The sequence below is a fragment of the Gemmobacter sp. LW-1 genome (genome assembly GCF_001303875.1).
Taxonomy (GTDB): Bacteria; Pseudomonadota; Alphaproteobacteria; order Rhodobacterales; family Rhodobacteraceae; genus Gemmobacter; species Gemmobacter caeni.
The window spans coordinates 35208-49053 of sequence record NZ_LJSC01000060.1 but is presented as its reverse complement, the minus strand read 5'-3'; the positions used below and the strand labels follow the sequence as shown (position 1 = coordinate 49053).

Here is a 13846-nt window from a genome sequence, read left to right as displayed (position 1 = left end):
TTTCAGGCGGCGGCGTCTTGGACGGCGACAAGATCGGCTGCCGACAGAGCCGCCGGATTGGCCTTCATCGAGGACGAAGTGGCGGCGGCCTGTGCCGCTGCGGCGCGGGCCTCTGGCCCGATGCCCTGCGCGGCAAGGCCGGGCAGACCGGCGCTTTGCGACCATGCAGACAGAGCCTGTGCGGCGCTGTCCATGTCGGGCGCGCTTTCGAAAGCCTCGGACAGCCAGCCCGCCACCCGGTCCAGCCGCGCCGGATCGGCCACCGCGCGGCGATTGGCGCGCAGCACATGTGGCAGAAGCGCGCCGCAGATCGCGCCATGCGCGGCGCCGGTGAGCCCGCCCAGTGGCCCGGCCAGCCCGTGCACGGCGCCCAGCCCGGCATTGGCCAGTGTGAGGCCGCCGCACAGGCTCACCCAGGCCATTTCGTCGCGCGCCTGTGCGTCCTCGCTCTGCATCAGCCGCTTCAGCGCCGCCAGTCCGCGCGGGATCGCATCGGCGCAAAGCGCGTCGGTCAGCGGGTTGGCGCGGGTGCTGGTGAAGGGCTCGATCACCTGCGTGATGGCATCCAGCCCCGAGGCCAGCGTGATGGCGCGCGGGCAGCCATCGGTCAGCGCCGGATCGACCAGCGCCAGACGCGGCAGCATCCGCGCGTCGCGGAGGCTGACCTTGCGGGCATGATCGGGCACACCGATCACCGCATTGCGCGTGACCTCGGCCCCGGTGCCGGCGGTGGTGGGGATGGCGATGAAGGGCAGGGGGGCCACATCCAGCGGCAGGCCAAGGCCCACGACCTCCAGATGGTCCAGCATCGGGCGCGGGGCGGGCACCATGGCGGCGATGGCCTTGCCCGCGTCGATCACCGCGCCACCGCCGAGGGCCGCGACGACATCGGCGCCCGTGGTGCGGGCCAGCGCCACCCCGGCCTCGATCAGCGGCACATCGGGTTCACGCGGCACGGCGAAATGCGTGACCGTGCAACCTGCTGCTGCCAGCGCGGAGGCCAGTGGCGCCGCACGGGCAGGTGTCGCCCCGCCAACCAGCAGGACACGCCGCCCCAAGGCCGCGATGCGGGCCGGTGCCTCGACCAACTTTCCGCGTCCGAACAGGATTTCGGTTGCGGTGGCGAAGGCGAAGGCTTGGGTCATCGGCAGGCTCCGGGGTTATGCGACCTCAGATATTCAGGTTTTGCGCGCCGCTGTCGATATGCGGCGCCCAGAAAGCCACGCTTTCGGCGATCTGCGCGATGACCTGCCGGTCGTTCGGCTCGCGTTCCTTGAAGCTGAGCTCAAGGCAGATCTCGTTATCCACCGCGCCGCCCTCGGCAAAGGCCGCGAGCAACGGTTCGGGCTGGATCGAGCCTTTGGCGTTGAAGGCCGCCGTAAAGGGGCGGTGGCCCGATTTGTCCATCATCGACTGCTTGATATGGATGATCGGGCTGACTTTGGGCACCGCCCGCGCCCAGGCGTAAGGGTCGGTATCGTCGGGGTTGGGGCTGGTCACATCGCCATGGTCAATGTCGGCCATCATCCACATCGGCACCGCCATATCCGCCGCCGTCAGCCGGTCTTGCAGCGCCAGCGCGGCGGCAATGGTTTCGCCGAATTCGCGACCCACGCTCATCGGTTCCCAGAACACATATTTCAGCCCGGCGGATTTGGCGTGTTCCGCTACCTCGGCCCAACAGTCGATCGCGGTCTGGATCAGCGCCTCGCGCCGCGCCGGATCGTCGTAATCCTGATAGGTGAAGATGGCGAATTGTGTGCCGACCGAAGTGCCGCCCAGATCGGCGGTGATGTCGGCGAAGGTCTTGAACCAGTCGACATAATAGCGCCGCACATCGCGGTCGGGGTGGCCGAAGTGATTGAGCCGCCCGTAGGGCCCGGTCATGCCAGAGGTGACCCTCACCCCCGTCCGTGCCAGCGCGGCACCCATCTGCCGGGTCAGGCGACGGATCACCGGGGCGGGCCAGCCCGGGTTGATGAACTCATGCGTCAGTTGCAGGTCACGGATGCGCAGGTCACGCGCCACGGTGTCGATCAGATCATCCGGGTCGGCAAAGCGGTTCACCAGCGGATTGGTATTGAGCGAGAGCGTCAGGGTCATGGGAACCTCAGGCGGCAAGGCGGGCGGCGGTGAACCAGTCGGCAAAGGCCGCGCGCTCGGCCTCGGTCAGGTGCAGGTAATGCTTGGTCCGGCGATAAAGGATGTCCTCGGCGGTGCGGGCCCATTCCTTCGCGGTCAGGTAACGCACCTCGGCCTCGTAAAGATTGCCGCCGAAGTGACGGCCCAGCCCGGCCAGTGTGGTCGCCGCACCTACCACATCGCGGGTGCGTGCGCCGTAAAGCCGCCCGTAATGCTGAACCAGCTTGCGCGGCATCCAAGGGTAACTGTCGCGCAGGTCGTTGGCGAAGGTCTCGTAATCCGCGCCGGGCATCTCGCCACCAGGCAAGGGGGCGTGCTGCGTCCAGTCATCACCCATTTTCGGGAAGATATGGCGCAGCCGGTGTAACCCACGCTCCGCCAGTTCGCGGAAAGTGGTGATCTTGCCGCCGAAGACGTTCAGAAGCGGGGCGCCACCGGTTTCATCCAGATCGAAGACATAATCGCGCGTCACGGCAGAAGGGTTGCCCTTGCCATCGTCGAACAGCGGCCGCACACCCGAAAAGCTGTGCAGCACGTCGGAACGGCGCAGCTTTTCCTTGAAATAGCGGTTCACGGCGGCCAGCAGATAGTCGATTTCGGATTCGTCTGCCGCCACATCCTCGGCCCGGCCCTCATAGGCGATGTCGGTGGTGCCGATCAGCGCCTTGTCGCCCTCGTAGGGGTTGATGAAGATGACGCGCTTGTCGTGGTTCTGCACCAGATAAGCGTTCGATCCGGCCCACCATTTCGGCACGATGATGTGGCTGCCCTTGACCAGCCTCACATTGCGGGACGAATTGGACCCGGCGACATTGTTGATCACCTCGCTGACCCAAGGGCCGGCGCAGTTCACAAGACATTTCGCGCGGAAGGTTCGGGTTTCGCCGGTGGTGCCGTCGCGGGTGATGACGGTCCAGCCGCCGTTTTCGCGCCGGGCCGAAATGGCAGGCGAGCGGGTCAGCACCTCGGCGCCCTTTTCAGCGGCGCCAAGCGCGTTCAGCACCACAAGCCGCGCGTCATCCACCCAGCAATCGGAATATTCGAAACCGCGGGTGAACTGGTCGAGGATCGGCGTGCCCTCGGGGTCGCGCCTCAGGTCCAGTGTTCGGGTGCCGGGCAGTTTCTTGCGGCCGCCAAGGTGGTCGTAAAGAAAGAGGCCCAGCCGCACCAGCCAGGCGGGCCGGTCCTCGGGGCTGTGCGGCAGGACAAAGCGCATTGGCCAGATGATATGCGGCGCGGCGTTCAGCAGAACTTCGCGTTCGATCAGCGCCTCGCGCACCAGCCGGAATTCGTAATATTCCAGATAGCGCAAGCCGCCGTGCACCAGCTTGCCGGAACGGGACGAGGTGCCCTCGGCCAGATCGTCTTTCTCGCACAGCACGACCGACAGGCCACGCCCGGCGGCATCGCGCGCGATACCGGCGCCGTTGATCCCGCCGCCGATGACGAACAGGTCGATCATTCCGGGTTCGGTGGTCATGTCAGTCTCCTTCATGGAACGTCCGGGCGGCGGCCAGCGCGTCCCAGGCGGGGACAAGGCCACGCCGCGCGGCGGCAAAAGCGGGAAAGATGCGGCCATAGGCGGCGACCAGCGCGGGGTCGGGGGTCTCGGACGCGCCCAGAAGCGGGGTGACCCAGTCGGCGATGCAGGCGTGCATATCGGGGTAGGCGCCGATGGCGACGGCGGCCATCATGGCAGCGCCTGCCGCCCCGGCCTCTTCGCGGGCCGACACGCGCACTGGCGCGTCGATGGCAGCGGAGAGGATGCCACGCAGCCCGCGCGACCGGGCGGCCCCGCCGGTCAGGCGCAGCTCTCCGGGCAGGCTGCCCATGGCGGCATAGCAATCGCGCATGGCATGGCCCAGTCCCTCGACCACGGCGCGCAGAATGTCGGGGTAGCGGTGGTTCAGCGAAAGGCCGGTGAAGCCCGCGCGGGCGTCGGCGTTGACGAAGGGGCCGCGCTCCCCGGCAGCCGAGATATAGGGCATGTAGACGATCTGGCCTGGTGTGCTTTGCGCCAGCCAGCCGTCGATGCGGGCTACCAGATCGCGGTGGCTGACCTCCTGACCGAAGTCGCGCAACACATCGGCGGCAAGACCCAGCGCCCAGTCGATGTTCAGCGTGGCGGCCATGTTGGTCTGCACCTGCGTGACCAGGCCGGGCACCGGCAGGCAGATCACATATCCGGTGCCCTCGGCGTTCAGATGCACGTCGCCGGCCTTAACCGCGCGCATGTGCACGCCGGTGGAGCCGACGGTGGAGCAAGCCACATCCCCCGGCCCACCCACGACGCCGGCGCCCAGTGCGGTCATCACCATGTCGACATAGCCAAGGCTGACTGGCGTACCCGGCAGAAGCCCGGTCTGCGCGGCGGCCCCGGGCGTCAGCGGATGGGTGATCTGCGTGCCGTCAATGATTTCGGGAAGCAGTTGGCGACGGGCGCTCAGGTCCAGCGCATCAATCACCGCATCGTCATAGGCACGGTTGCGGAAATTGCCGAAGGTGAAGCTGGCCTCCGACGGATCCGTGGCGCGCACCCCCGTCAGGTTGAGGTAAAGCCAGTCCTTGCAATGCAGCGCGACCTCGGCCTGCGCCAGAAGCTCGGGGTAATGCGTCTGCATATGGGCAAGCTGGCTACCCTGCTGGCAGGTGTTCAGCCCGGTGCCTGTCGCCTCGAATCTTGTGCGGTTCGCGGCTGTGGCCGCCAGTCGCGCGACCGTGGGTGCAGCACGGGCATCCAGCCACAGCCAGGCGTCGCCCACAGGCCGGTTGCCCGCGCCCACAAGCCAGGTGCCATCGCCCTGCCCGGTAACTGCCAGCGCGGCGGTGCGGGCGGCGAGCCCCGCGACCTTCGCGCCCAGACCGCGCAGCGCGGCGGCGCAATCGGCCCAGGTATCGGTCAGCGACTGCGTAACGGCCCCGCCGGTCCGACTGGCATAACGATTCGGCACGGCTGCCGCATCAATCTGACGTCCGGTCAGATCAAAGGCCACGGCCTTGATGACCGAGGTTCCCGCATCAATGCCGATCAGCAGGTCGCGCCCGTTGCCCTGTCCTGCCATGTCTTTTCGCCTCCCGCCTTCGGCCCGCAGATACGCAGCCGTGTCCCGGCATCTCCTCCGATGCCGTTTCCGCTTCATAGCACAGTTTCACGATGCATGTGTATTTTTTTGCGGACAACGAAATTTATTTCAGTTACGGTTGGAACTGTCAAGAAAAGGCTGGCCGGAGTTCGCATCGCTGGAGGGCGGCGAAATATCGGGGAGGACAGCCGTCACGACAGGCGCCGGGGAGGGGTGCATGCCGTTGAAAATGAAAGAGATCACAACATCATCGGCAGCGCGCCCGCTGTGCGGCGCCCGTCTTGCGGCGTCGGCCGCCGGGGGCGCCCCGGCTCGATTCGCCGCCTGCCGTTCCATCATCCCGGAGGTCCGCTGATGAACCGCGCCACATCCCCCGCCCCCCGTGCGCCCGCCGCGCCGCGCCGTGGGCTCATGCTTTCGCTGGCGCTGGGCCTCGCGCTGCTCGCGGCGATGGCGCTGGATACCAAGGTGGTGCGTCTCGGGTCCGATCTGGATGTGCGCCAGCAGGCGTTTTCGCCCGACAGCTTTGGAGAGGCGGAGTTTCCCCGCATTCAGGCCAATATCGAGGGCCGGGCGGTGGATGCGCTGGTCATCGCGCCTGAGGCTCTGGCCGACAAGGCGGCGGCGGGCCAGAAATACGGCACCGTGTCTTCGACAGGGGCCATCATTTCGGTGAAGCTTTCCGGTGTGGTGGGTGAGGGAAAATCAGGCGTCTACCAGCTTGCCATCGAGGGCATGCCGCCGGAAATCAAGGTCCGGCTGCAAACCGGCCCGGCAATCAACGGCACCGATCTGCGCGACGCGCCGGGGGACATCGCCTTTGGCAGTTTCAAGAACCAGATCGAGTATCAGGATGCCGGCTCTGGCATCAACCGCGCCATGAAAAAGGCCGTTCTGGACGGGCTGGATACCGCATCGTTGCAAGGCAGGACGGTCGAGGTCATCGGCGCGTTCCGGCTGGTGAATCCGAAAAACTGGATGATCACCCCTGTGAGGATCACCGTGAAATGACCGATGTTCCGCAGCAAAAACCGGATCTGGCCGAGGTGGTTCTGGCCGCCCGTAACGTGGCGAAATCCTACGGTAATGTTCATGCGCTTAAAGGCGTGAACTTCGACATTCATCGCGGGCAGGTGACCACGCTGTTCGGCGAGAATGGCGCGGGCAAGTCGACGCTGATGAAGATCCTTTCCGGTGTGATCCAGCCGACCAGCGGCGAGATCATTCTTGATGGCAAGCCGGTCGCCTTCAACAATTCGACTGAGGCGCGGGATCGCGGGATTTCCATCATTCACCAGGAACTCAGCCTCGCCCCGAACCTGAGCGTGCGCGACAATATCTTCATGGGGCGCGAGATCATGGGCCCGACCGGCGTCGATTTCGCCGAAGAGGAACGTCAGGCCCGTCGCCTGATGGCAGAGCTTGAGGAAGACATCGACCCGCTGACCCCGGTGGAGGAGTTGCGCCTTGGCCAGCAGCAGATCGTGGAAATCGCCCGCGCCCTGTCGGTGGACAGTCGCATCCTGATCATGGACGAACCGACCAGCGCACTGTCGGCGTCCGAGGTCGAGGTGCTGTTCAAGGTCATCCGCGACCTGACGGCCAAGGGGGTCAGCATCGTCTATATCTCGCACCACCTGGAAGAGGCGTTGCAGATCACCGATCACGCGGTGGTATTGCGTGATGGCACGATGACCGCCTATGCGCCACGCGGCGGAATCGACCTTGAATGGATCGTCCGCAACATGGTGGGCGACAATTACGATCTGGGCAGCCCGCCCGAGGGGCATGTCTTTGGCGAAGTGGCGCTGTCGGTGCGCGACCTGACGGTGGCCGATCCCAAAGGGGGGGCCTTCAACGTGGTGGACCGGCTGTCGCTGGATCTGCGCGCGGGTGAGGTGGTCTGCATTTACGGGCTGATGGGCGCCGGGCGGACGGAGCTTCTGGAAACCGTGGCGGGCCGTTTGCGCGCCAGTAGTGGTGAGGTGGTGCTGGAGGGCCGCGAAATCTCGCATCTTTCCATCGCGGAACGCATCGCGCGCGGTCTGGCACTTGTCCCCGAGGATCGGCAGCGCGACGGCCTCGTGCAGACCATGAGCGTGGGCGAGAACCTGTCGCTTGCCTCCATCGCCAGCTTTACCAAAGGGCTGTTTACCCAGAAGAAGGCCGAACGCGCGCTGATCGACGCCTCTATCCGCGAGGTGACGGTGAAAACCTCCGGCCCGGCCGCCGCCATCGGCTCACTGTCTGGCGGAAACCAGCAGAAGGTCGTCATCGGCAAGATGCTGGCGACGAAACCCCGCGTCATCATGCTGGATGAACCCTCGCGCGGTATCGACATCGGCGCCAAGGCTGAGGTGTTCAAGCTGCTGGCCGAAGAGGCGAAGCGCGGCCTTGCCGTGATCTATTCGACCTCGGAAGTCGGTGAATGCCTGTCGATCGCGCATCGGATCATCGTCATGCACAAGGGCCGCATCTCGGCCGAATTCGATTCCAACGTCAGCAAGGAAAAGATCATGGCCGCCTCGGGCGAGTCCGTGGCGGCCTGACGGCCGATCCTCAGCGACCAAGTAACGGAGCCATCCCATGTCGGATACCACACTCGCCCGCACGGCCGCCGCGAAACCCGCCTTCAGCCTTGGCCGGCTGCTGCTGGAAGGTCGCGCCTTCTTTGCGCTGATCCTGATCGTCGCCGTATTTTCCTTCCTGTCGCCGAACTATTTCACGGTGTCGAACTTCCTCATCATGGCCAGCCATGTGGCGATTTACGGCATCCTGGCCGTGGGGATGCTGCTGGTGATCCTGAACGGCGGAATCGATCTGTCCGTCGGTTCGGTGCTGGCGCTTTCCGGCGTGATCGCCGGGGCGCTGATGCAGGGGGTGGAGATGCAGGCGCTGGGCGTCATCCTCTACCCGCCGGTCTGGGCGGTCGTGGTGCTGACCTGCGCGCTGGGCGCGGCGGTGGGCGCGGTGAACGGCGTGCTGATTGCCTGGTTCAAGGTGCCCGCCTTTGTCGCCACGCTGGGCGTGATGTATGTGGCACGCGGCGTCGCCCTGCTGATGACCAACGGCCTGACCTACAACAATCTTTCGGGGCGCCCGGAACTGGGCAACACCGGCTTCGACTGGCTGGGCTTCAACAGGCTGGCGGGTATTCCGATCTCGGTTCTCGTGCTGGCGGGAATTGCGGTGCTGGCGGGTCTGATGCTCAGCCGGTCGGCTTTCGGGCGCTGGCTCTACGCCTCGGGCGGCAATGAACGTGCGGCCGATCTGTCGGGCGTGCCGGTCAAGCGGGTGAAGATCACCGTCTACACGCTGTCGGGCATGCTGGCGGCGGTGGCGGGGCTGGTGCTGTCGTCGCAGCTCACCTCGGCCGGGCCGACGGCTGGCACCACCTATGAACTGACCGCCATCGCAGCGGTGGTCATCGGCGGCGCCGCGCTGACCGGCGGGCGCGGCACGGTGCGCGGCACCATGCTGGGCGCCTTCGTTATCGGCTTCCTGTCCGACGGGCTCGTGATCATCGGGATCTCGTCCTACTGGCAGACCGTGTTCACCGGCGCGGTGATCGTGCTCGCCGTGCTGATGAACTCCATCCAATACGGCAAAGGCCCGCGCAAGGGCTGAGCCGACCGACCTTCCCGACCGGGCCGGACCCAACCGACCCGCGCGGAAAGCCTTGCCAAGACGGCAAACGACCAAACCAAGGGAGAGAGAACCATGCTGAAACTGACCCGCCGTGCCCTGATGGCCGCCGTGGCCGTCACCCCGCTGATGAGCTATGCCGCCGCAGCCGAGGGGCTGATCTCGATCATCGTCACCGACCCGGCGAACCCCTATTGGTTCACCGAGGGCGAAGTGGCCAAGGCCACCGCCGAAAGCATGGGCTATACCGCCAATGTCTCGGCCCACAAGGGCGACACCAATGCCGAAAGCACGCTGATCGACACCGCGATCACCAACAAGTCGGCTGCTATCATCCTTGACCCGGCAAATGCCGATGGCTCCATCGGGGCGGTGAAGAAGGCCGTGGATGCGGGTATCCCGGTGATCCTCGTGAATGCCGAGATCAACCAGGAAGGGCTGGCCAAGGCGCAGCTGGTGTCGAACAACGCCCAGGGCGCCGCGCTGGGGGCGGAACAGTGGGTGGCCGATGTGGGTGACGCCGGGAAATATGTCGAACTGTTCGGCAACCCGTCTGACAACAATGCCGCGACCCGTTCGAACGGCTACGAGACCGTCATCACCCAATACCCGGATCTGGAAAAGGTCGGGAAGGAAGTGGCGAACTGGGATCGCACCCAAGGCTATCAGAAGATGCAATCGCTGCTGCAAGCCAACCCCGACATCATCGGCGTGATCTCGGGTAATGACGAGATGGCGCTGGGTGCGATTGCTGCGCTGAAAGAGGCGGGCAAGCTGGATCAGGTGAAGGTCGGCGGCTTCGACGGTTCGCCCGATGCGGTCGCGGCGGTGAAAGCGGGCGAGATGCAATATACCGTCCTGCAACCCGTCGCGGTCTTCTCGGCCGAAGCTGTGCGTCAGGCCGACAACGTGATCAAGACCGGCTCCACCGGCGCGGCGACCGAAAAGCAGCTTTTCGACTGCCTGCTGATCACCAAGGACAATGTGGACAAATACACCGCCGCTTTCACCCTGTCCGAGTGATTGACGGGTGGGGCGCCGCTGCGCGCCCCGGCATTCAGGCGGGGCCGGGTGCATCTGCATCCGGCCCCGATCTTTCCGAAAGGGATCTGCCATGGCTTGCCTGCTGGGTATCGACAACGGCCTGACCGTCAGCAAGGCGGTGATTTTTGACGAGAACGGGCGCGAGATCGCGGCGGCGCTGCGCCGTGTGCCGCAACAGATACCGCAGCCCCGGTATGTCGAACGTGACATGGCCGGTCTCTGGCGCGCGACGGCCGAAGCGGTGGCCGAGGCGCTGGCCAGATCTGGCCGCGCGCCGGGTGATATCACGGCAGTGGCGGCGACAGCGCATGGCGACGGGCTTTACTTGCTCGATCAGGCGGCGCAACCGCTGGGCGCGGGCATCCTATCGCTGGACAGCCGCGCGGCGGACGTGGTCGCGGGCTGGCAGGCCGATGGCACCGCCGCGGCCGCTTTGGCGCGCACGGGGCAGGAACCGCATGCCTCTGCCCCTTCGGCGCTGCTGGTCTGGATTGCGCGAAACCAGCCCGAGCGTTTCGCCCGGATCGGGCATGTCCTGGCCTGCAAGGACTGGATCCGGTTTTGCCTGACCGGCAGCATCGGCACCGATCTGACCGAGGCCAGCACCTCTTTCACCGATGTATCGACGCAGGCCTATGCGGCAGACGTTCCCGGCATTTTCGGGCTTGGCACGCTGAACCTGCCTGAAATCAGCCGCCCGGATCATGTGGTGGGTCATGTGACCGAAGCCGCCGCCGCTTTGACGGGGCTGCGCATCGGCACGCCAGTTGTGGCGGGGCTGCACGATGTGACGGCCTCTGGCCTTGGCATCGGCGGCTATGGCGAGGGGATCGTGGCCATCGTCGCCGGCACCTATTCGATCAACGAAACCGTGACGCGGCAGCCGCTCAGCGATGCGCGCTGGTTCTGCCGTAACGGCATTGCGCCGGGTGAATGGAACGCCATGGCGATCTCACCAGCCTCGGCCACCAATTACGACTGGCTGCTGGATCGCACCTTCGGCGCCGAGCGGCAGGCGGCCGAGGCTGCGGGGGGCTCGATCCATCCGCAGGCGGCGGCAGAGTTGCAGGCCGCGCTGGCGCGGCAATCGACGCTGATGTTCCACCCCTACCTGTTCGGTTCACCCCATGGAGCGGGGGCCAGCGCCGGCTTTCTTGGCCTGCGCGGCTGGCATGACCGGGGTGACATGCTGCGCGCCGTTGTGGAGGGCATCGCCTTCAACCATCGCCTGCATGTCGATGCGCTGCGTGAAGGTTTTGCCCCGCGCGAGGTAAGGTTGACAGGCGGCATTTCCCGCAATCCGGCCATCGCGCAACTGTTTGCCGATGTGCTGAACCTGCCGGTCACCGTGCCCGGCACCGGCGAGGCCGCCGCCTGGGGCGCCGCGCTTTGTGCCGGGGCAGGGGTGGGGCTTTACCAAAGCCCGCGGCACGGCCCGCCAGCGCGGGAAGGCGTCACCTTTGACCCGCAGCCCGAACGCGCCGCCGAGATGGCCCGCCGTTACGCGCTGCATGGCGAAATCGCCGCACAACTGGCGCCGATCTGGCCCGCGCTGGAGGCTCTGGCCCCCGAGGAGACTGCCTGAAATGACCGAGACCCCCATTGACGTGCTGATCCTCGGTGCCGGGATCAATGGCGCGGGCCTGTTTCGCGATCTTTGCGAACAGGGGCTGACCTGCGTGATCGCCGACAAGGGTGACTATGGTTCGGGCACCTCGGCTGCGCCCTCGCGGTTGATCCATGGCGGCATCAAGTATCTGGAAACCGGCGAGTTTCGCCTTGTCGCCCAATCGACGCTGGAGCGGAACCTTCTCCTGCGCAACGCGCCGCATTGCGTGCATCCGCTGCCGACCGTGATCCCGATCTTTTCGTGGTTCAAGGGCATTGGCGCGGCGGTGCGCACGTTGATGGGATCGACCACCGCGCCACGAGCGCGCGGGGCGGTGCTGATGAAAATTGGCCTCGCGCTTTACGATTTCTATGGGGCCCGCGCGCGGGTCATGCCGCGCCATGCGCTGTGGGGCCGGGCGAGGGCGCTGGCCGAAATCCCGCCGCTGACCCCGCGCATCGTGGCGGCAGGGCGCTACTATGACGCGACCGTGGCGCATCCCGAACGGCTGGTGCTGGAGCTGGTGCAGGATGGTTTGCGGGCCAGCTCGGCGTCGCGGGCCTTCAATCATTGCGCCCTGCTGGGGGCGGAGGGCGCCACGGTGCGACTGTGTGCCGTCGATGGCACCGAACTGGCACTGCGCCCGCGTGTGGTGATCAATGCGGCGGGGCCGTGGATCGACGCGGTGAACGCCACGCTGGGCCTGCAAACGCGGCTGATCGGCGGCACCAAGGGTTCGCATATCCTGTTGGATCATCCGGCGCTTCTGGCGGCGCTGAAGGGGCGGATGATCTATTTCGAGGCCGATGACGGGCGCATCTGCCTGGTGTTCGATTATCTTGGGCGGGCGCTGGTCGGATCGACCGATACCCGTGCCGATGACCCGGACGGCGTGCGCTGCGAGGACGGCGAAATCGACTATTTTCTGCAAAGCCTGCGCAGCCTGCTGCCGGGGCTGGCGTTCGACCGCAGCCAGATCGTCTATGCCTATTCCGGCATCCGGCCCCTGCCCGCGTCGGATGGCTCGGCGGCGGGGCTGATCAGCCGCGACCATTCCGCCCCGGTAATCGAGCCGTCAGATGCGCGCGACTGGCCGGTGATCTCGCTGGTCGGCGGCAAGTGGACAACCTTCCGTGGCTTTGCCGAGGAGGTGGCGGATACGGTTCTGTCGCGCCTTGGTCGGGCGCGGCGCGTCAGCACGCGCGATCTGCCCATCGGAGGCGGGCGGGATTATCCGGCTGACCCTGCGGTCTGGGCAGCTGAGGCGGGCGGGGCGCCGGGGCGGGCGGCCACGCTGCTCGCACGCTATGGCACCACGGCGCGGGCGATTCTGCAGGCGGAGGGTGCGGCGCCTACCTCGCTGGAAGATGCGCCCGATTACACACTGGAAGAGCTGGGCTGGCTGAGCCGCAACGAACAGGTGCAAGGTCTGGAGGATCTGGTGATGCGGCGCACCGCGCTTGCCGTCACCGGGCGGCTGAGCATGCGCGATCTGGACCGGATCGCAGGGCTGCTGGCCGAAGTTCTGAACTGGGACGCGCCACGCCGCGAGGCTGAACTGGCACAGGTGCGCGCCCGGCTGACCGGGCGCCACCATATGCGGCTTTAGGCTCAGCCTGCCAGCCGCGCCTCAAGGTCCAGAAGCTGCCGCACCGCGCTGGCGGCCTCGGCGCCCTTCTTGACGAAGTGGTCAAGGTAGAAGCCGCTCAGCACATCGACCGGCTGGTAATTGTGCGGCGTCAGCGAGACCGACAGGCAAGGCACGCCGGTTTCAAGGCCCACATTCATCAGCCCGGTCACCACGGCACCGGCGACGAAATCGTGGCGGTAGATGCCGCCATCCACCACGAAGGCGGCAGCCACCACGGCGTCGAAACGCCCGGTCTGCGCCAGTTTCTTCGCGGCCAGCGGCATTTCGAATGCACCGGGCACGTCGAAGGTTTCCACCTCGGCGCCGGGGATCAGCCGGGCGGCCTCGGCCAGAAAGCCCTCATGTGCGCGGTCCACGATGTCATCGTGCCAGCGCGCGCGGATGAAAGCGATGCGGGGGGTTTTGGTCGTCATGTTTTCGGAACCTTCCGTTCAATTGCGTCAGGTCCCAGAGCACGAGTCACACCCGGCCCGCGGGAGGCAGGCCGTGCGCGATTCTCTTCCATCCGGACTATACCGTCGGCCCCGGAGTTTCACCGGATCTGCTGACCCTTCGTTGCTGAAGGCGCTCGCGGGCTATACCGCCGGTGGGGAGTTGCACCCCGCCCTGAGAACCCTTTCTGACTAACCTGTCTGTGGCGCGATGACCAGCCTGCAACCGGCATCGGCATGT

General features: G+C 66.2%; 11 protein-coding genes and 1 riboswitch. Of the genes, 6 read left to right on the top strand and 5 right to left on the bottom strand.

From position 1 onward, the window contains the following. Positions 1–2 precede the first annotated feature (2 nt). The 4 genes from AO684_RS19000 to AO684_RS18985 are packed head-to-tail and all read right to left on the bottom strand — an operon-like array spanning position 3 to position 5204. Positions 3–1145 carry an iron-containing alcohol dehydrogenase gene (locus AO684_RS19000; protein WP_054304307.1) on the bottom strand — a complete coding sequence of 381 codons (1143 nt, stop codon included), beginning with the start codon at positions 1143–1145 and terminating at the stop codon, positions 3–5. Positions 1146–1170: 25 nt separating this feature from the next. Then, the gene (locus tag AO684_RS18995) at positions 1171–2103 is read right to left on the bottom strand and encodes a sugar phosphate isomerase/epimerase (RefSeq protein ID WP_054304306.1); all 933 of its coding nucleotides are present in this window, start codon (positions 2101–2103) and stop codon (positions 1171–1173) included. A gap of 7 nt (positions 2104–2110) precedes the next feature. Then, the gene (locus AO684_RS18990; RefSeq protein WP_054304305.1) at positions 2111–3622 is read right to left on the bottom strand and encodes a glycerol-3-phosphate dehydrogenase; all 1512 of its coding nucleotides are present in this window, start codon (positions 3620–3622) and stop codon (positions 2111–2113) included. Between the two features lies 1 nt (position 3623). After that, complete coding sequence (locus tag AO684_RS18985; RefSeq protein WP_054304304.1) at positions 3624–5204, bottom strand: FGGY-family carbohydrate kinase; 1581 nt, start codon at positions 5202–5204, stop codon at positions 3624–3626. A 375-nt stretch (positions 5205–5579) separates the two neighbouring features. On the opposite strand from AO684_RS18985, the gene AO684_RS18980 reads away from it, so the two are divergent. The 6 genes from AO684_RS18980 (at position 5580) to AO684_RS18955 (ending at position 13132) form a co-directional block, all read left to right on the top strand. Beyond that, on the top strand, positions 5580–6236 hold the full coding sequence (locus AO684_RS18980; RefSeq protein ID WP_054304363.1) for a DUF2291 family protein: 657 nt from the start codon (positions 5580–5582) through the stop codon (positions 6234–6236). Further along, positions 6233–7774, top strand: a complete 1542-nt coding sequence (locus tag AO684_RS18975; protein WP_054304303.1) for a sugar ABC transporter ATP-binding protein — start codon at positions 6233–6235, stop codon at positions 7772–7774. Before AO684_RS18980 ends, AO684_RS18975 begins: the two co-directional genes overlap by 4 nt. A gap of 37 nt (positions 7775–7811) precedes the next feature. Next, complete coding sequence (locus AO684_RS18970) at positions 7812–8852, top strand: ABC transporter permease (protein WP_054304302.1); 1041 nt, start codon at positions 7812–7814, stop codon at positions 8850–8852. A 93-nt stretch (positions 8853–8945) separates the two neighbouring features. Beyond that, the gene (locus tag AO684_RS18965) at positions 8946–9893 is read left to right on the top strand and encodes a D-ribose ABC transporter substrate-binding protein (RefSeq protein ID WP_054304301.1); all 948 of its coding nucleotides are present in this window, start codon (positions 8946–8948) and stop codon (positions 9891–9893) included. A 91-nt stretch (positions 9894–9984) separates the two neighbouring features. Continuing rightward, a complete protein-coding gene (locus AO684_RS18960) occupies positions 9985–11499 on the top strand; it encodes an FGGY-family carbohydrate kinase (RefSeq protein ID WP_054304300.1) in 1515 nt (504 codons plus the stop codon). 1 nt (position 11500) lies between these two features. Then, positions 11501–13132 (top strand): glycerol-3-phosphate dehydrogenase/oxidase, encoded by a 1632-nt coding sequence (locus AO684_RS18955; protein ID WP_054304299.1) that lies wholly within the window; start codon positions 11501–11503, stop codon positions 13130–13132. 2 nt (positions 13133–13134) lie between these two features. On the opposite strand, the gene AO684_RS18950 is transcribed toward AO684_RS18955, so the two are convergent. After that, entirely contained in the window at positions 13135–13587 is a 453-nt protein-coding gene (locus AO684_RS18950) for a 6,7-dimethyl-8-ribityllumazine synthase (RefSeq protein WP_054304298.1), read from the bottom strand. Positions 13588–13663: 76 nt separating this feature from the next. Then, a riboswitch (FMN riboswitch) is annotated at positions 13664–13792 on the bottom strand. Positions 13793–13846 lie beyond the last annotated feature (54 nt).